At 68.7% G+C, this 18,278-nt stretch carries 11 protein-coding genes; 3 read left to right on the top strand and 8 right to left on the bottom strand.

Annotated features, from left to right (window positions below):
- Window positions 1–5: 5 nt before the first annotated feature.
- The 6 genes from SNE35_RS06035 to SNE35_RS06010 form a co-directional block, all read right to left on the bottom strand.
- Window positions 6–2,270, bottom strand: a complete 2,265-nt coding sequence (locus SNE35_RS06035) for a M56 family metallopeptidase (protein ID WP_320421960.1) — start codon at window positions 2,268–2,270, stop codon at window positions 6–8.
- On the bottom strand, window positions 2,260–2,673 hold the full coding sequence (locus SNE35_RS06030) for a BlaI/MecI/CopY family transcriptional regulator (protein WP_320421959.1): 414 nt from the start codon (window positions 2,671–2,673) through the stop codon (window positions 2,260–2,262). The genes SNE35_RS06035 and SNE35_RS06030 overlap by 11 nt, the downstream gene beginning before the upstream one ends.
- Before the next feature lie 84 nt (window positions 2,674–2,757).
- A complete protein-coding gene (locus SNE35_RS06025; protein ID WP_320421958.1) occupies window positions 2,758–4,005 on the bottom strand; it encodes a 6-phosphofructokinase in 1,248 nt (415 codons plus the stop codon).
- Window positions 4,006–4,056: 51 nt separating this feature from the next.
- A complete protein-coding gene (locus SNE35_RS06020; RefSeq protein ID WP_320421957.1) occupies window positions 4,057–6,300 on the bottom strand; it encodes a YgiQ family radical SAM protein in 2,244 nt (747 codons plus the stop codon).
- 86 nt (window positions 6,301–6,386) lie between these two features.
- Window positions 6,387–8,864, bottom strand: a complete 2,478-nt coding sequence (locus SNE35_RS06015; protein ID WP_320421956.1) for a S9 family peptidase — start codon at window positions 8,862–8,864, stop codon at window positions 6,387–6,389.
- 121 nt (window positions 8,865–8,985) lie between these two features.
- Window positions 8,986–9,696 carry a TetR family transcriptional regulator gene (locus SNE35_RS06010; RefSeq protein ID WP_320421955.1) on the bottom strand — a complete coding sequence of 237 codons (711 nt, stop codon included), beginning with the start codon at window positions 9,694–9,696 and terminating at the stop codon, window positions 8,986–8,988.
- Between the two features lie 179 nt (window positions 9,697–9,875).
- Here SNE35_RS06010 and SNE35_RS06005 point away from each other — a divergent pair, with 179 nt between their 5' ends.
- From SNE35_RS06005 to SNE35_RS05995, 3 genes are read left to right on the top strand one after another with little or no spacing between them, the layout of a single operon-like run.
- A complete protein-coding gene (locus SNE35_RS06005; protein WP_488803602.1) occupies window positions 9,876–11,117 on the top strand; it encodes an efflux RND transporter periplasmic adaptor subunit in 1,242 nt (413 codons plus the stop codon).
- A gap of 18 nt (window positions 11,118–11,135) precedes the next feature.
- Window positions 11,136–14,303, top strand: coding sequence for an efflux RND transporter permease subunit (locus SNE35_RS06000; protein WP_320421954.1), 3,168 nt, complete (start codon window positions 11,136–11,138; stop codon window positions 14,301–14,303).
- Window positions 14,300–15,667: an efflux transporter outer membrane subunit gene (locus tag SNE35_RS05995; RefSeq protein WP_320421953.1), complete on the top strand. Its 1,368-nt coding sequence runs from the start codon at window positions 14,300–14,302 to the stop codon at window positions 15,665–15,667. Before SNE35_RS06000 ends, SNE35_RS05995 begins: the two co-directional genes overlap by 4 nt.
- 64 nt (window positions 15,668–15,731) lie before the next feature.
- Here SNE35_RS05995 and SNE35_RS05990 read toward each other — a convergent pair whose 3' ends face one another.
- Entirely contained in the window at window positions 15,732–15,938 is a 207-nt protein-coding gene (locus SNE35_RS05990; RefSeq protein WP_320422365.1) for a cold-shock protein, read from the bottom strand.
- Window positions 15,939–16,154: 216 nt separating this feature from the next.
- Window positions 16,155–18,248 carry a molybdopterin-dependent oxidoreductase gene (locus SNE35_RS05985; protein WP_320421952.1) on the bottom strand — a complete coding sequence of 698 codons (2,094 nt, stop codon included), beginning with the start codon at window positions 18,246–18,248 and terminating at the stop codon, window positions 16,155–16,157.
- Window positions 18,249–18,278: the final 30 nt, after the last annotated feature.

Here is an 18,278-nt window from a genome sequence, read left to right as displayed (position 1 = left end):
AGGCCTCAGGCGGCCGGCGCCAGCCGGTCCAGTGCGCGCTCGGCGCGGCCGCGATCGACATCGCTCAGGCCGCGTGCGAGCTGGCGATAGCGCGCAATCAGGGCGGCGTCGGCGGGCATGTGCTCGGCGGTGGCTTGCAGCACCTCGGCCAGATCGAAGCTGCTGCCGATCCCCTCGATGGCCTTCAGCACCGCCAGGTAGGCGTTCTTGTCCAGGCCCTTCTGGTCCAGCAGGGTGACCAGGGCCTCGCGACGGTCGAACGCACCGCCGACCCGAGCGGCCGATTCGGCATAGGCCTGGTATTGCGCGGGATGGCTGGCATCGAGTCGCGGCGCGATGGCCTGCAGGGCGGTGCGGCGGTCGAAGTCGCTGCCGATGCTGTCTGCGGCCTGCAGTGCCGCGTCGAGGTGGGCCGGCGTCAGCGTCGTCTTCTCCAGCAGGCCTTCCAGCGCGGTGCGCGCGTCGAAGTCGGAATGGATCGTGCTCACGGCGGTCACCCAGGCTTGCAGCACGGCGCTGCTGCCTTCGAGCCGGGACGACAAGGCGAGCAAGGCCTCGCGGCGGTCAAAGGCGCTGTCGATGGCTCCGGCGGCCTGCAGGTAGGCCAGCTGCTGCGCCTCGCTCAGCGTCTGGCTACTGGCCAGTGCCTGCAAGGCGCTGCGAGTATCGAAATCATCGCCCAGCGTCCGCGTCATCGCTAACACGCGGTCCACGGTCACGGGCTGCAGCGGGCCGCGTGCCAGCAGGGCCTCCAGCGTGCTGCGGCGCGGGTAGTCGCCGTGCACCGGGGCTTCGACGTAGCGCAGCACCGCCTCGACGCCGCCGCGCTGGATCAGGCGCTCGACGCGCTGTTCGGGCGTGTCCATCGCGTCGATCAGCGCGGCCATCACCTCGGCCTGCCAGCGGCGGTCGTCAGCTTCCAGGGTCGACAGGGTCTTGCCGTCGCGCTGGAAGACCCGCTGCAGGGCACTCTTGCCGTCGGAACGGATCGCCAGGTGCCGGGTCTTGCCACCGCGCTGGTCCTCGATGTCCAGGCTGCCGTTGAGGCTCAAGATGTCGTCGCCGGCCGCGGTGAACTGGACCGTGCCGTCGAGCTGGATCTTCAGGCGACCGCCCGCCTCATCGGTCTCGATGCGGGTGACCGAACTGCTGCCAAGCGAGGGGAGATGGCGGCCGAGCTTGGACAACATCGAGGCGCCTTCGGCCTGCACATTCCGCACGACGATGGCGGGCAGGATGAGCGCGGCCAGCAGAACGCCTCCGGCGATGAGCCAGCGGGTGGAGCGGGTGCGGACGGGGCTGTCGGGTGTCATTGCAGTCGTGTCCTTTTCAAGCAGGCTGCGCATTCTTTGCAGCAGCGGTGATTGGCGGCCGCTCATGGCGGTGGCGAGGGTCGGGGCCGAGTGGCCGTTCTGCTGATGCTGCTGGGCGCAGAAGTACAGGCTCTCGGCCAGGGCACGGCCGTCGCCGCTGAGGCGGGCGGCCCAGTCGTCGCAGGCGAGTTCGGCCAGCGTGTCGAGCCGGCGCAGCGCCAGATGGTTCAGCGGCTGCAGCCAGGCGATGCTGGCGAGGGCCTGGCCGGCCAGGCGCCAAGCCGGATCGCGGCGCAGCAGATGGGCCAGTTCGTGAGCCAGTACCGCCTCGCGTTGCGGCAGACTCAGCGCGTCCAGCCACAGGGGCAGGCAGATGTTGCGCCCGGGGGCGAGCAAGGGGCTGGTCCAGCGGGCGCTGCTGCGCAGCGTGGGTGGCCGGATGCCGATCCCGCCCGCGGTGTCGGCGGCGAAGCGGGCGAGATCGCCGTCACCGCTCAGCGGCATGCGGCGAACCAGGCGGGCGAGCCACAGCCAGCGCAGCAGCAGCAAGGCAAGACCTGACCCCGCGCCGAGCAGCCAGAGCGCCGTCAGCGCGCCGGTGGCTTGCAACTGCCAGGGCTTGAGCGTGCGCACAGGCGATTCGGCCGCGACCTGCGCCTGGGGTGCGGGCAGAAGAGGGAGCGCCTTGTCCGCATCATCGGTGGCGGGTTGTGCATTGCTGGGGGCAGAGACGACGATAGGCGCGCTCGCCGGCTTCGCCGGCACGGCACCGAGCAGCGGCTGCAGCGCGGCCGTCAGCAGGCCGCCGAACAGCGCCCAGCGCCAGACTGTCTCCTGCAGCGCGGGCGCCAGCCGCCGCAGCAGGCCCGTGCGTTCCGCTGCGAGGGCCAAGCCGAGCAGCACGCTGCTGTGCAGCAGGTAGTTGAGCAGCAGGGAACTGAGCGAATCAATCAGCATGGCCGCCCCCTCCCTTGCGCTTGCTCAGCAGCGCACGCATCTGCGCCAGGTCGCTGTCGCCGATCTCGTTCTGCGCCAGCAGATGGGTCAGCAGCGCCGAGGCCTTGCCTTCGAACAGGTTCGACAGCAGGCCGGACACCATCGAGCGCTGCACCTGCGCCTCGCTGACCAGGGCTCGATAGACAAGGCCGCGGCCTTCGCGCCGCGAGGCGACGAGGCCGCGCTTCTCCAGCCGCGTCAGCAGCGTGGCCACCGTGGTATGGGCCAGGCCACGCTCGTTGCGCAAGCCTTCCGCCACTTCGGCCGTGCTGGCTTCGCCACCGTCGCCGCGCATCCACAGCTGCCGCATCAGCGCCAGCTGCAGCTCGCTCAGCGAGACATTGCCGTCCTCTTCATCACTCATGGTTTTGTCTCTACAGATGTAGTACGACAAGTGTAGTTGACGAGTTTGGAGCAGCGCAAGCGCCGCTGTTGCCGCTGCTGTGGGTCAGTCCTTGTTCAGTCGCTTGGGCACCGGGCCGGCACGCAACCGTGCCGGCTCGGGCAGGCCGGTGCCCAGCAGCGGCCGCAGATAGCGGCGGAATGCGTCGGTGACGCCGGTGCCCGCCGCATCGATGAATTCGTCTTCCATCACGCGGGTCTTGCCGGCGACGGTCTGCAGCGGCAGGAGCTGGTAATCGACCGCGTACTCGCCGACGCGCTTGATGGCCACCGAGCCGTCGCGGCCACCGGCCGCGAGTGCGAACTGCACGGCCCGCTCGCCGACCTCGCGCGCCTCGCGCTGGTCCACCTCGGACACGCAGCCGGCGAAGCTGCGCTGCAGGTAGCCGAAGGTGTCGCCGCGCACGCGCTTGATGCCCAGCTTGTTCTTGATCTCCTCGCACAGCAGGTCGGCCAGCGCACCGGTGCCGGAGAGCTGGACGTTGCCGTGCGCATCACGTTCCACCGCGCCCTGCGAGAGCCGCGTGACGATGGCTTCGCCGGAGGCGTCGTGGATGCCCTCGGACACGGCGATCACGCAGCGGCCGTGGGCGGCATGCACGCGCTTGACGTCGGCGAGGAAGCTCTCGGTGTCGAACACGCGCTCGGGCAGGTAGATCAGGTGCGGGCCGTCGTCGGGATGGGTCTGCGCCATCGCGGCAGCGGCGGTCAGGAAGCCGGCGTGGCGGCCCATCACGACGCCGAGGTAGACGCCCGGCAGGGCCGCGTTGTCGAGGTTGGCGCCGGCAAAGGCCTGGGCGACGAAGCGCGCCGCGGAGGGGAAGCCGGGTGTGTGGTCGTTCTCGACCAGGTCGTTGTCGATGGTCTTCGGGACGTGGATGCAGCGCAGCGCGTAGTTCGCGCTGGCGGCATGCTCGGCGACGATGCGTACGGTGTCCGACGAATCGTTGCCGCCGATGTAGAAGAAGTGCGTGATGCCGTGGGCCTTCAGCACTTCGAAGATGCGGCCGCAGTAGGCGGCGTCGGGCTTGTCGCGGGTGGAGCCCAGCGCGGCGGCGGGGGTGGCGGCCACGCGTTCGAGATTGGCCGTGGTCTCCTGCGTGAGGTCCAGCAGGTCTTCGGCCACGATGCCGCGCACGCCGTGGCGTGCGCCGTAGACATGGGTGACGCCGGCATGGCGGCGCGCTTCGAGCACGAGGCCGACGAGCGACTGGTTGATGACCGCGGTCGGGCCGCCGCCCTGGGCGACGAGGACCCGGTAGCCGGGACCGCCTGCGTTCGCATCTGCTGCCATCGCTGTCTCCTGTTATCGGTTCGACGAGCGATTGTGCAGCAGTGAATTGCCTTATTTCTTCGGCTTGACCGGCCGGCTGCCGGTGTTGCGCGGTGGCAGTCCGGTGTGCTGGGTCAGGATGCGGCCCTTGGCGACTGAGGCCTTCGGTGCGGCGGCGCCGGTCGAGTTCTTGCGGCGGGCGCTCTCGTAGCTGCCGTCGGTGACCGGCTGGTAGGTGGGGATCAGGTGGTGCTTGCCGTTGCCGATCAGGTCGTCGCGCCCCATCGCCTTCAGCGCCTCGCGCAGCACCGGCCAGTTGTTGGCATCGTGGTAGCGCAGGAAGGCCTTGTGCAGCCGGCGGCGGCGCTCGCCGCGGACGATGTCCACGGGCTCGCTTTCGCGCGTGACCTTCTTCAGCGGGTTCTTGTTCGAGTGGTACATCGCCGTGGCCGTGGCCATCGGGCTCGGGTAGAAGGTCTGCACCTGGTCGGCGCGGAAGCCGTTGCTCTTCAGCCAGACGGCGAGGTTCATCATGTCCTCGTCGCTGGTGCCCGGGTGCGCGGCGATGAAGTACGGGATCAGGTACTGCTTCTTGCCGGCTTCCTCGCTGGCCTTCTCGAACATCTGCTTGAACTTGTCGTAGGTGCCGATGCCGGGCTTCATCATCTTCGACAGCGGCCCTTCCTCGGTGTGCTCGGGCGCGATCTTCAGGTAGCCGCCGACGTGGTGCGTCACCAGCTCCTTCACGTACTCGGGCGACTTCACGGCCAGGTCGTAGCGCAGGCCGGAGCCGATCAGGATCTTCTTGACGCCCTTCAAGGCCCGCGCGCGGCGGTACATCTTGATCAGCGGGCCGTGGTCGGTATTCAGGTTCTGGCAGATGCCCGGGTAGACGCAGCTGGGCTTGCGGCAGGCCGCCTCGATCTCGGGGCTCTTGCAGCCGATGCGGTACATGTTCGCCGTGGGGCCGCCGAGGTCGGACACGATGCCGGTGAAGCCCTTGACCTTGTCGCGCATCTCCTCGATCTCGCGGATCACCGAGTCCTCGCTGCGGCTCTGGATGATGCGGCCCTCGTGCTCGGTGATCGAGCAGAAGGTGCAGCCGCCGAAGCAGCCGCGCATGATGTTGACGCTGAAGCGGATCATCTCCCAGGCGGGGATCTTTGTGGCGCCGTCATGGCTGCCGTTCTCGTCCGCGTACTTCGGATGCGGGCTGCGCGCGTAGGGCAGGTCGAAGACGTGGTCCATCTCCGGCGTGGAGAGCGGCAGCGGCGGCGGGTTGATCCAGAGGTCGCGATCGCCGTGGGCCTGCACCAGCGCGCGGGCGTTGCCCGGGTTGGTCTCCAGGTGCAGCACGCGGTTGGCGTGGGCGTAGAGCACGGGGTCGCTCTTCACCTGCTCGTAGGCGGGCAGGCGCAGCACGGTCTGCTCGCGCGGGGGCAGGGCGATCTTGCCGGTGCGATGGATCGTGATGGGCTTGCTGCCGTCGGCAGCAGCGGTGGCCACGGGGGAGCTGTCGCAGGTCTCCTGCTTGATTTCCTGGTACGGGCTGATCAGCTCGTCGATGCGGCCGGGCGTGTCCACCGAGGTGGAATCGAGCTGGAACCAGGCGCTCATGTCGTGCTCGTCGCGCTTCATGAATGCGGTGCCGCGCACGTCGGTCAGCTGCGTCACCGGCTCGCGGCGGGCCAGGCGGTGGGCAATCTCGACGATGGCGCGCTCGGCGTTGCCGTAGACCAGCAGGTCTGCCTTAGCGTCGACGAGGATCGAGCGGCGGACCTTGTCCTGCCAGTAGTCGTAGTGAGCGATGCGGCGCAGGCTGGCCTCGATGCCGCCGATGATCACCGGCACCTCGCTCCAGGCTTCCTTGCAGCGTTGCGTGTAGACCAGCGTGGCGCGGTCGGGCCGGGCGCCGCCTTCGCCGCCGGGCGTGTAGGCGTCGTCGCGGCGGATCTTCCGGTCGGCCGTGTAGCGGTTGATCATCGAATCCATGTTGCCGGCCGCCACGCCGAAGAACAGGTTCGGCTTGCCCAGCGCCTTGAATGCATCGGCGCTCTGCCAGTCGGGCTGCGCGATGATGCCGACGCGAAAGCCCTGCGCCTCCAGCGTGCGCCCGATCACGGCCATGCCGAAGCTCGGGTGGTCCACGTAAGCGTCGCCGCTGACGATGATGATGTCGCACGAGTCCCAGCCGAGCTCGTCCATCTCCTTGCGGCTCATTGGCAGGAAGGGCGCGGGGCCGAAGCGCTTGGCCCAGAACGGGCGGTAAGCGGTCAGGGCCTTGGGCTTGGCGGGGGCGAGGGTGGTGGCGGACACGGCGGTGGCTTTTTTGGCGGGCAACCCGCTATTGTCCCCGACCTGGGGCTAACCCGTAAAGCGAACGGCTTAGCCTTCCAGGGCGATCAGCGCTTTTCGGGCGTAGCATTCTTCACGTATTTGTCGAACCAGCGGACCATTTCGTAGATCTGCTGCTCCTGCGACTCCATCGCCGAATACCAGTGCGGCTCGTGGGGCAGCATCACCAGGCGGGCCGTGCCGCCGTTGCCGCGGATCGCCTCGTAGAACTTGACGGCCTGCAGCGGCGTCGTGCCCGGGTTGGCGTCGTCCTCGCCGTGCATGATCAGGATCGGCTTCTTCAGCTGGTCGGCGAAGAAGAAGGTCGAGACCTGGCGGTACACGTCCGGCGCGGCCCAGACCGAGCGGCGCTCGCTCTGGAAGCCGAAGGGCGTCAGCGTCTTGTTGTAGGAGCCGCTGGTGGCCACGCCGGCGCGGAACAGGTCGGAGTGGGCCAGCAGATTGGCCGTCATCAGCGCGCCGTGGCTGTGGCCGGTGACGCCGATGCGATCCGGGTCCGCCACGCCCAGGCGCACGGCTTCGTCCACCGCCGCCTTGGCATCGGCCACCAGCTGCTCGGTGTAGGTGTCGTAGGCCTTCTTCGGGTCGCCGATGATCGGGAAGGAGGCGCGGTCGATGATCGCGTAGCCCGCCAGCAGCAGCAGCTGGTACTGGCGCAGCCGCGTGAAGGTGGCCTGCGAGCCGGTGACCTGGCCGGCCTTGGAGGCGTCGGCGTAGTCGAGCGGGTAGGCGTACAGGATCGTCGGCACGCGGGTGCCTTCCACGTAGCCGGGCGGCGTGTAGAGGGTGAACGAGAGGTCCACGCCGTCCGCGCGCTTGTAGCTGACCAGGCGCTTCTTGATCGCGCGCACGGCGGGCGTCGGATCGGGCAACTGAGTGACGGCGGCATGGGTGGATGCGAAGGCGGCTTCGCCGGCGGCCGCGCCTGCTGTGGGACTACCGAGCGTGCGCAGCCAGGCGTTCGGCGGGCTGCTGGGCGACTGGTGCCAGGTCAGGAACTGCGTGTCGTCCTTGCCCGTGAACGCGACGAAGCGCTCCAGGGCGTCGCGATCGCTGCGGAACAGGCGCTCGGTCTTGCGGGTGACGAGGTCGTGGCGGTCGAGGAAGGGGCGGTCGCCGTCGGGCGAGGCGCCGTTACCGGCCAGGTAGATCGAATCGCCCTGCATGCGGACGAGGAACTCGCCGTTGGGCTGCTGGCGGTAGACGGGGTTGCCCGGATCCGCGTACTTCTCGTCGCTGGAGAGGTCCCACAGCACGCGCTGGCCGTTCTGCGGCTGGTCGACGTCGATCTGCGAGATGCGGACCCAGTGGCGGTTCTCGTCGTACTCCTGCAGCAGCGCGATGTCGCGGCGCTCGGTCCAGCGCAGGCCGACGAAGCGTTGCACCGTCCGGGCGATTTCCTGCGGCGGCGCGGTGAAGGGCGCCTTCTGCAGCATGACCTTGTCGCGGTTGGGCACCTGCACCTTCCAGTCGCCCTGGTCCAGGGCCTCGGCCCAGATCAAGGTGGCCGGCTCGGTGGCGCGCCAGTCGAAGGCGCGCGGGCCGGTGCGCACGCCGGCGACCGGCACGCGGTCGGCCAGCGGGACCGAGGCGATGGTGGTGACGCCAGGCGTGCCGCGCCTGCCGATGTCCCAGACTTCGACCTCGCGCGGGAAGCGCTCGTAGGTCGTCACGTACGAATACGGCTTGTGCAGCGTCGTCACCAGCAGGTGGTTGCCGTCCGGTGAGGGGTCAACCGCGTCGATCGCACCGGGCTTGCCGATGCGGGTGACGGCCAGCGTGCCGGTGTCGACCAGCGCGAGCTGCGAGGCGGCGTAGTAGTCGAACAGGTCCTCGTCATGCGCGTCCTTCAGCGTGTCGCGCGTCTCGTAGGTGCTGCTCTCGCCGCTGCCGGTGCCCGTTTCCTGGGTGCTGGGGCCTGCCGGCACCAAGGGTGCGGCCGGTGGCGCGCCCAGCTTGTCGGGCACGAGCTTGACCAGCAGCTTGCGCTGGCCGGGCATCCATTGCAGCTCGCCGTTGAACATCGGGTTCAGGCGCAGGCCCGGCACCTGGCGCAGGCGACCGGTGGCGGCATCGCCGATCCACAGCTCGACGGCGTCCTTGGCGGTATTCGTGAAGGCGAAGGCCTTGCCGTCCGCCGACCAGAAGGGCCGGCCGGCGCAGGCGCCCGCGGGCAAGGCGAGCGTGCGCCGGGCGCCGCCGGCCACGGCGGCCAGCTCGAACGATTGCGCGCAGGGCGTGACGCCGTAACCGCCGGGCGTGTCGTGCTTGCTGTGGTTGGCGGTCTCGATGCGGGTACCGGCCAGCTTCAGGATGGGCGCGGCCACGCGCGACATCGGCGGGAATTCCTGCCAGCTCACCAGCAGCAGCGTTTCGCGGGTCGGGCTGGTGAAGACCTGCGGAGGCGCGGGCGCGTGCAGCACCTCGAGGATGTTCTGTTGCGGCTTCTGGTAGCCGCCGGCGTGGGCGGCTGTAGCGGCCAGCAGGCTGAAGAGCAGGGGAGTTGCGACGCGCGCGATCGGCATGCGAAATCCTTGTGCGGAGATGTCGATGGTGATGCGCCCGCGACCAGCCTCTTGGGCGGCCCGGGCAACTTGAGCCCCTGACTATGTCACGGCCGCAGCCGGGTCAGCCGCGTCAGTCGCGTCAATCGATATTGGCCGGCTTGTCCAGCGAACACAGCGGCGCGCTGCCCAGTGCGGCCAGCTCCTCCGGCTTTAGCGGTGGCAGCAGCGGCTTGCCGGTGGCGACGAGGCCGTTCAGGAAGCTGTCGATCGCCTCGCGGCCGACTTCGAGCAGGTCGAAGCCATCGGGGTTGAGGATCCAGTTCTGGATCAGGCCGTCGGTCAATGCGACCAGCGTTACCGCGGCGACGCGGGCATGCAGCGTCTTCGGCAACTGGCCGGCGGCCATGGCCTCGCGGAAGGTCTGCTCATTGCTGTCCAGCCAGGCATTGCGCGAGGCGAGATGGCGGTCGCGCACGGCGAGCAACTCGTCCACGTACTCGACGCGGTGCATCGCGATCTCGAAGACGCGGCGCGTGCGCGCGTTGTGCATCGTCGAGTGGAAGGCGTTCAGCAGGCTCCAGCGCAGTTGTTCCAGCGGGGCGTCCGGGCGGACCAGGCGCACCGCGTCGCGCGCCTGCTCCAGCGGCATCTTGGCCCGCTCCATCATCGCGTTGAACATCTCGGCCTTGTCCTTGAAGTGCCAGTAGATGGCCCCCCGGGTCAGCTCGGCTTCGGTGGCGATGTCCTGCAAGGACGTGCGCGATACGCCGCGACGCTGGAACAGCGCTTCGGCTGCATCCAGGATCTTTTCGCGCGTCTCCAGCGCCTCTTGCTTCGTCTTCCTGACCATCGTGGACGAAATTTTAGCGCACTTACATACATGCGTGAATGTATGTATATACTGCGGGACATCCCTGGTAACAGGGTATCGCCACGAAATTCGGCGCCATCGCGTATGGTGCCGAACTTGTTTGTGCGACCCGTCTTCGCTTCCAACGAATCCCTTCGGTCCGAGAGGTTTCAATCGTGATCTGCTCTTCAGCCCAAAACAATCCGCCAGCCCTCACCGCGGGCAGCCGGGCCCTCTATCTGATTCCGCTGGCCATCGCCATCGCCTCCCTGCTCGCCGCCTGCGGCAAGAAGGAAGACGCCGGCCACGCCGCGCCCGCTGGCGGCGGCATGCCACCCCCGGCGGTCGGCGTCGTCACCACGGCGTTGCAGCCGGTGGCCCTGCAGACCGAGCTGCCCGGCCGCGTCGAGGCGCTGCGCATCGCGCAGGTCCGTGCGCGCGTCAACGGCATCGTGCTGAAGCGCCTGTTTACCGAAGGTTCCGAGGTCAAGGCCGGCCAGCCGTTGTTCCAGATCGACCCGGCGCCCTACCAGGCCCAGCTCGACAGCGCCCAGGCCTCGCTGGCCAAGGCGCAGGCCAACCTGAACCAGGCCGCAGCCCAGGCCGAGCGCAACAAGCCGCTGGTCGAGGCCAAGGCAATCAGCCAGCAGGAATACCTGGTGAGCGTCGCCGCTGCCAAGCAGGGCGAGGCCGACGTGGCTGCCGCCAAGGCTGCGATCACGCAAGCCAAGCTGAGCCTGGACTATGCGCACGTCACCGCGCCGATCTCCGGCCGCATCGGCCGCGCGCTGGTGACCGAAGGCGCACTGGTCGGCGCCGCGGACGCGACGCAGCTGGCGCTGATCCAGCAGACCTCGACGGTCTACGTGAACTTCACCCAGTCCGCCAATGAAGTGCAGCAACTGCGCCGTTCGCTGGCCGGCGGCGGGCTGAAGTCCGCCGGTGCCAATGCCGCCCAGGTGCGCATCGTGCTGGAAGACGGCACCGAGTACGCCAAGCCCGGCAAGCTGCTGTTCACCGACCTGAGCGTCGACCCGACGTCCGGCCAGGTGACCTTGCGCGCCGAGGTGCCGAACCCGGGCGAAGGGCTGCTGCCCGGCCAGTACGTGCGCGTGCGCCTGAGCCAGGCCGAAGTGCCGGCCGGCATCCTGCTGCCGCAGCAAGCCGTCACGCGCGGCAGCAACGGTGACACGGTGCTGGTTGTCGGTGCCGACAACAAGCCCACCCCGCGCCCGGTCAAGATCGGCTCGGCCTGGGGCAACCAGTGGGTCGTGCTGGACGGTCTGAAGCCGGGCGAACAGGTGATCGCCGACGGCTTCCAGAAGATGTTTGTGCCCGGCGCGCCGGTGAAGCCCGTGCCCTGGACGCCGGCCGCAGCCGCGTCGGCCGCGGCACCGGCTTCCGCCGCCTCGGGCCAGTAATCCCAGGAGTTCCCCGCAATGGCACGTTTCTTCATTGACCGGCCCATCTTCGCCTGGGTGATCGCGCTGTTCGCGCTGGTCTTCGGCGCGGTGGCCATCAAGCTGCTGCCGGTGGCGCAGTACCCCAGCGTCGCGCCGCCGACGCTGGTGATCAGCGCCGTCTACCCCGGCGCCTCGGCCAAGACGATGGACGAGTCCGTCATCGCCGTGATCGAGCAGGAGCTCAACGGCTCGCCCGGCCTGGCCTACATCGAATCGGTGAGCCAAGCCAACGGCACGGCGTCGATCACGACGACCTTCGAGCCCGGCACCAACATCGACCTGGCCCAGGTCGACATCCAGAACCGCCTGTCGCGCGCCACGCCGCGCCTGCCGGCGGCGGTGACGCAGCAGGGCGTGAAGGTCGACAAGTCGCGCTCGAACTTCCTGCTGTTCGTCACGCTGTCCAGCAAGGACGGCAAGCTGGACCCGATCGCGCTGGGCGACTACGCCTCCCGCTACATCCTCCCGGAAATCCAGCGCCTGGACGGCGTCGGCCAGGCTCAGCTGTTCGGTACCGAGCGCGCGATGCGCATCTGGATCGACCCGGCCAAGCTGGTCGGCTACAAGCTGAGCACCGCCGAGGTCAACGCCGCGATCAGCCGCCAGAACGCGCTGGTGCCCGCCGGCTCGATCGGCGACCTGCCGAACCCGAGCAGCCAGACGACGACGGCCACGGTCGTCGTCACCGGCCAGCTGACCACGGTCGAGCAGTTCGGCAACATCGTGCTGCGCGCCAATGCCGACGGCTCCACCGTCAAGCTGAAGGACGTCGCCCGCATCGAGCTGGGCGGCCAGGGCTATGGCTCCTACTCGCGCCTGAACGGCCAGCCGTCCACCGGCATCGGCGTTCAGCTCTCGCCCACCGGCAATGCGCTGGCGACGGCCAATGCCGTCAAGGCCCGCATGGAGGAACTGAAGCAGTACTTCCCGGCCGGCGTGATCTACAACGTGCCGTACGACTCGTCCAAGTTCGTCAAGATCTCGATCTCGCAGGTCGTCGAGACGCTGGTCGAGGCCGTGGTGCTCGTGTTCCTGGTGATGTACCTGTTCCTGCAGGACTGGCGCTTCACGCTGATCCCGACCCTGGTCGTGCCGGTGGCGCTGCTGGGTACCTTCGGCATCATGCTGGCGCTGGGCTACTCGATCAACGTGCTGACCCTGTTCGGCATGGTGCTCGTGATCGGCATGCTGGTGGACGATGCGATCGTCGTCGTCGAGAACGTCGAGCGGATCATGAGCGAGGAGGGCCTGGAGCCACGCGCGGCGACGCGCAAGGCGATGGGCCAGATCTCCAGCGCCATCATCGGCATCATCGTGGTGCTGACCGCGGTGTTCCTGCCGATGGCTTTCTTCTCCGGCTCGGTCGGCAACATCTACCGCCAGTTCACCGTCTCCATCGTCTCGGCGATGCTGATCTCGGGCTTCATGGCGCTGTCGCTGACGCCGGCGCTGTGCGCCACCTTGCTGAAGCCAGTCGAGGCGGGTCACCACCATGAGAAGCGCGGCTTCTTCGGCTGGTTCAACCGCGGCTTCTCGCGCACCGCCAAGGGCTACGAGGGCTGGGTCGCCAAGCTGCTGAAGCGCTCGGGCTCGATGCTGATCGCCTACCTGGCGATCGTCGCGGCCGTCGGCTGGCTCTACCTGCGCATGCCGGGCTCCTTCCTGCCGAACGAAGACCAGGGCTACCTGATCGTCAACGTGCAGCTGCCCCCGGGCGCCACGACGAACCGCACGGAAGCGGCGGTCAAGGCGGTCGAGGACTTCATGCACAAGCAGCCGGAAGTGGCGGACACCATCGGCGTGATCGGCTTCAGCTTCTCGGGCCAGGGCCAGAACGCCGCACTGGTGTTCGTGCCGCTGAAGCCCTGGGACGAGCGCAAGGGCGCCGAGCACAGCGCAGGCGCGCTGGCTGGCCGTGCCTTCGGCGCGATGATGGGCGTGCGTGACGCGTTCATCTACCCGCTGTCGCCGCCGCCGATCCCTGAGCTGGGTACCGCCACCGGCTTCGCGCTGCGCCTGCAGGACCGCGGCGGCCTCGGCCACGAGGCGCTTCTGAACGCGCGCAACCAGATGCTGGGCATGGCGCAGCAGAGCAAGGTCATCACCGGCATGCGGCCGGACGGCCTGGAAGACGCGCCGCAGCTGCAGATCGACATCGACCGCGACAAGGCGAATGCTCAAGGCGTCGGCTTCGACTCGATCGCGAACGTGCTCGGCACGGCGGTCGGCTCGGCCTACGTCAACGACTTCCCGAACCAGGGCCGCATGCAACGCGTCGTCGTTCAGGCCGACCAGATCGCGCGGATGCAGCCGTCCGACCTGCTGGCGCTGAACGTGCCGAACGCGCAGGGCCAGCCGGTGCCGATCGGCTCGTTCGCGACGACCCGTTGGGTCACCGGCCAGATGCAGGCCACGCGCTACAACGGCTATCCGGCGATGCGCCTGGCCGGTGACGCCGTGGCAGGCCGCTCCACCGGTGAAGCGATGGACGAGATCGAACAGCTGTGCAAGAAGCTGCCGCAAGGCATCGGCTGCGAGTGGACCGGCCTCTCCCGCGAGGAAAAGCTGTCCGGCGCGCAGGCGACGATCCTGCTGGCTTTCTCGCTGCTGGCGGTGTTCCTGTGCCTGTCGGCGCTGTACGAGAGCTGGTCGATCCCGTTCGCCGTGCTGCTGGTCGTGCCGCTGGGCATCCTGGGTTCGGTGATGGGCGCGACGCTGCGCGGCATGCCCAACGACGTGTACTTCAAGGTCGGCCTGATCACGATCATGGGCTTGTCGGCGAAGAACGCGATCCTGATCATCGAGTTCGCGAAGGACCTGCAGGCCTCGGGCAAGAGCCTGATCGACTCGGTGCTGGAAGCGGCGCACCTGCGCTTCCGCCCGATCATCATGACCTCGCTGGCCTTCATCCTGGGCGTGACGCCGCTGTTCTTCGCCAGCGGTGCCGGCTCGGCCAGCCAGCGCGCGATCGGTACCGGCGTGCTGTCCGGGATGATCTCCGCGACGATCCTGGCCGTGCTGTTCGTGCCGATCTTCTTCCTGGTCGTGCGCCGCCTGTTCAAGGGCAGCGAGCGGCAGCGCAAGCTGGCCGCCCACGAACTCGACGACAAACCTGCCTCGCCGGGCGCGGGGGAACCAGTATGAAATTGAAGTTAGCACTCATCGTCTCGGCCCTGGCGCTGGCGGGCTGCGTCAACCTCGCGCCTGACCACAAGCGCCCGGACGCGCCGGTGGCCTCGCAGTGGCCCGCGCCGGCTGCGGCCAGCGGCGCCACCGCCGCCGAGCTCGGCTGGAAGAGCTTCTACGCAGCCGATGCCCGCCTGCAGGAACTGATCGCGCTGGCGCTGCAGAACAACCGCGACCTGCGCGTCGCGGTGCTAAACGTCGAACAGGCGCGGGCGCTGGCCCGCGTGGCCGACGCCAGCCGCTTCCCGACCGTGTCGGGCGGCTTCATCGGCAGCGCCACGCCCACCGGCGGCACCGTCCTGCGCACCTACGAGGCGGGCGTGACGGTGTCGGGCTACGAGGTCGACCTGTTCAGCAAGGTCAAGAACCAGAGCGATGCCGCCACGGCCCGTTACCTGGCCTCGGCCGAGGGACAGCGCGCCGCGCAGATCACGCTGGTGGCCGGCGTCGCGTCGAGCTACCTGGCGCTGCAGGCCGACGAGGAACTGCTGAAGCTGAGCTGGGACACGCTCACCTCGCGCGAGGATTCCCTCAAGCTCACCAAGCTGAAGTTCGATGCCGGCGCGGCCTCCTCGCTGGACATGAACACGGCCGAGTCCGCCGCGGCCCAGGCCCGCGCCGCTGCCGCCCAGGCCGAGCGCCAGCGCCAGCAGGACCTGAACGCGCTGACCTTGCTGGTCGGACAGCCACTGTCGCCACAACTGCCCAAGGGTCAGGTCTTGTCGGATTGGAAGCTCGCCGACCTGCCGGCCGGCGTGCCTTCGGAAGTGCTGGTCCTGCGGCCCGACGTGCTGCAGGCCGAGCAGCAGCTCGCCGCGGCCGAGGCCAATGTGGGCGCCGCCCGCGCGGCCTACTTCCCGAGCATCCAGCTCACCGGCAGCTATGGCTTCGCCAGCACGGCGCTGAAGAACCTGTTCGACGGCACCGCCTGGACCTGGGGCATCAACGCGCTGGCGCCGATCTTCGACGCCGGCCGCACCAAGGCCAATGTCGAATCGGCCAAGGCGGCCCAGGGCATCGCCGTGGCGCAGTACGAGAAGGCCGTGCAGACGGCGTTCCGCGAAGTCGCCGACGCATTGGCCGGCCGCGCCACCTACGGTGACCAGATCGCCGCGCAGGAACGCCTGGCACGCGCCAGCACCGAGACGCAGCGTCTCGTGGAGCTGCGCTACCGCAACGGCGCGTCGAGCAGCCTGGAACTGCAGGACGCGCAGCGCAACGCCTTCGCGGCGCAACAGCAGCTCGTGCAGGTGCGCCTGGCCGGTCTGCTGAACAGCGTGCAGCTCTACAAGGTGCTGGGCGGCGGCCTGCTCAGCAGCTGATCCTACTCACTATGAAGAAAGGGCACCCCGAGGGGTGCCCTTTTGCTTGGGTCGAACGCCGCGATTACAGCTGGCGGATGTTCGAAGCTTGCAGACCCTTCGGGCCTTGCTTCACTTCGAATTCCACGTTGGCGCCTTCGGCCAGCGTGCGGAAGCCGCCGTTGTTCTTGATTTCGCTGTGGTGGGCGAACAGATCCTTGGAGCCGTCGGCCGGCGTGATGAAGCCGAAGCCCTTGCCGTCGTCGAACCACTTCACGGTGCCGGTTTGCATGGTCGTCATGATGATGAGTACCTTCTGGAAAAACAAAAAATGATGAAGAACCTCGCGTCCGTACATCGGCGCACGAGGGCAGAAACACTCAAGATCAATCAGGGAGTTGAAACTGAAGCGAGCCGCGCGCCAGATGGACAGGTACGGGGGCTGCAGGTTGAGGACCAAGCGGTCTCTTGTGATTCTTGGCCGGCGAATATAGCACGGTTACCGCACTCAGGCGGCCTCTACCGCAACGGCGACGCCACTCAGCACCGCATTGCCAGACAACGGATCGCGCAGTCGGTCGTCCAGCAACGCGTTCATGTTGATGCCGGGGCGCTCCGCGGCGCGGCCCAGGCGGGCACCGGGCAGGTCGTGGCCCCAGCCGTGCGGCAGGCTGACGACGCCGGGTCGCAGGTCCCGGGTCAACTCCACCGGGGCCAGCAGTTCGGTGCCGCCGGCCGTCAGCCGGGCGGTGGCGCCATTGCTGAGGCCCAGGCGCTCGGCGTCCTGCGGATGCATCAGCAGCGTGCAGCGCTCCGGGCCCTTGGCGAGCACCGGCAGGTTGTGCATCCAGCTGTTGCCGGAGCGCACGTCGCGGCGGCCGATCAGCAGCAGGCCGTTGTCGGTCGCTTCGGCCAGCGCCTGTTCGACCGCTGGCAGCTCGGCCAGTAGCGGCGTCGGTGCCAGCTCGATCCGTCCGCTGGGTGTGCGCAGCAGTTCGGGGATACGAGGCTGCAGTGCGCCGAGGTCGACACCGCCGTCGGCCGCCTTCACCTGCTCCAGCGTCAGGCCGTAGGGGCCGTTGCGCAGCGCCTGGTCGATCAGCGCCTCGGGGCCCGGCATCGACGATGTGGCCGCAGGGTCGAACAACGCGGCCAGGCGCAGCAGCGTCTGCCATTCTTCGGGCATGCCAGCCGGCCGCTCGAACACCGGCGCGCTGAAGCGCGCGTGATTGCGGTAAGAGAGTTGCGGGAAGGCGACGTCGAAGTGCAGGTCTTCCAGCGGCGACAGGCCCGGCAGGATCACGTCGGCGTGGCGGCTGGTCTCGTTCAGGTAGATGTCCAGGCTCAGCATGAAGTCCAGGCCGTCCAGCGCGCGGCCGATGCGCGGGCCGTTCGGCGCGGACAGCACCGGGTTCGCCGCGATGGCAATCAGCGCCTTCACCTGGCCTTCGCCGGCCGTCTCGATCTCCTCGGCCAGCAAGGTGATCGGCAGCTCGCCGAAGACCTCCGGCGCGCCGCTGACGCGGCTCGCATGCCGTGCCGTCTTCACGCCGCGGCCGCTGCCGGACGTACCGGCCGTGTTGGCGGCGAAGGCGGCGGCCTTGGGGAACATCGCGCCGCCCGGCGCATCGAGCTGGCCGGTGAGGATGTTCAGCACATCGACCAGCCAGCTGTTCAAGGTGCCGAAGCGCTGCGTGCAGGTGCCGAGCCGCCCGTAGACGCAGGCGTGCTCGGCTGCGGCAAGCTCACGCGCCAGCCGGCGCTGCGTCGCGGCATCGATGCCGCAGGCGGCGGCCGTGCGCTCGGGCGCGAACGGGCGCACCGCCTCGCGCAGTTCGGCGATGCCCTTCGTCCATTCCTCGAGTCGCCCGGGTTTTGCCAGGCCCTCGTCGAACAGCGTGTGCACGAGGCCCAGCAATAGGAAGGCGTCTCCGCCCGGGCGGATCGCGAGGTGTTCGTCGGCTTGCGCGGCGGTCTCGGTGCGGCGCGGGTCGACGACGACGATGCGTCCGCCGCGCTCGCGCATGGCCTTGGCCTTGCCGCGGTAGTCGGGCACGGTCCAGAGGCTGCCGTTGCTGACCATCGGGTTGGCGCCCAGCATCAGCAGGAAGTCGCAGCGCTCGATGTCCGGCACCGGGATCGACAGCCAGTGGCCGAACATCAGGCCACTGGACAGCTGCTTGGGCATCTGGTCCAAGGTCGAGGCGGAGAAGAAGTTGCGCGTGCCCAGCGCCTTCACCAGCCGCGGCACGTAGGCCAGCAGCCCGATCTTGTGCGCGCTGGGGTTGCCGATCACCAGCGCCAGCGCATCGGCGCCGTGGCGCTCGCGGATCGGCACCAGCCGGCGCTCGATCTCGGCGAAGGCTTCGTCCCAGCTCGCTTCGACGAATTCGCCATCGCGCTTGATCAAGGGCTTGCGCAGCCGGTCCGGGTCTTCGTGCAGGTCCTTCAGCGAGACGCCCTTGGGGCAGATGTAGCCGCGGCTGAAGACGTCCTGCTCGGCGCCGCGGATCGACACGACCTTTTCGCCCTGCGTGCGGATCTCGAGGCCGCAGCACGCCTCGCAGAGCGGGCAGATGCGGTAGTGCTTGAGCGTCTCCATCGTGCTGTCTCCGATGTGGTTCTCGGCCGA

The organism is Roseateles agri (genome assembly GCF_034043675.1).
Lineage (GTDB): Bacteria > Pseudomonadota > Gammaproteobacteria > Burkholderiales > Burkholderiaceae_C > KK5.
This window is presented reverse-complemented; position numbering and strand designations above follow the sequence as displayed.

Bases quoted from the DNA above. Each gene is read 5' to 3' on its own strand.
- SNE35_RS05990 (WP_320422365.1), bottom strand. From the start codon at position 15,938: ATGCAAACCGGCACCGTGAAGTGGTTCGACGACGGCAAGGGCTTCGGC.
- SNE35_RS06010 (WP_320421955.1), bottom strand. From the start codon at position 9,696: ATGGTCAGGAAGACGAAGCAAGAGGCGCTGGAGACGCGCGAAAAGATC.
- SNE35_RS06030 (WP_320421959.1), bottom strand. From the start codon at position 2,673: ATGAGTGATGAAGAGGACGGCAATGTCTCGCTGAGCGAGCTGCAGCTG.
- SNE35_RS06000 (WP_320421954.1), top strand. From the start codon at position 11,136: ATGGCACGTTTCTTCATTGACCGGCCCATCTTCGCCTGGGTGATCGCG.
- SNE35_RS05985 (WP_320421952.1), bottom strand. From the start codon at position 18,248: ATGGAGACGCTCAAGCACTACCGCATCTGCCCGCTCTGCGAGGCGTGC.
- SNE35_RS06025 (WP_320421958.1), bottom strand. From the start codon at position 4,005: ATGGCAGCAGATGCGAACGCAGGCGGTCCCGGCTACCGGGTCCTCGTC.
- SNE35_RS06035 (WP_320421960.1), bottom strand. From the start codon at position 2,270: ATGCTGATTGATTCGCTCAGTTCCCTGCTGCTCAACTACCTGCTGCAC.
- SNE35_RS05995 (WP_320421953.1), top strand. From the start codon at position 14,300: ATGAAATTGAAGTTAGCACTCATCGTCTCGGCCCTGGCGCTGGCGGGC.
- SNE35_RS06015 (WP_320421956.1), bottom strand. From the start codon at position 8,864: ATGCCGATCGCGCGCGTCGCAACTCCCCTGCTCTTCAGCCTGCTGGCC.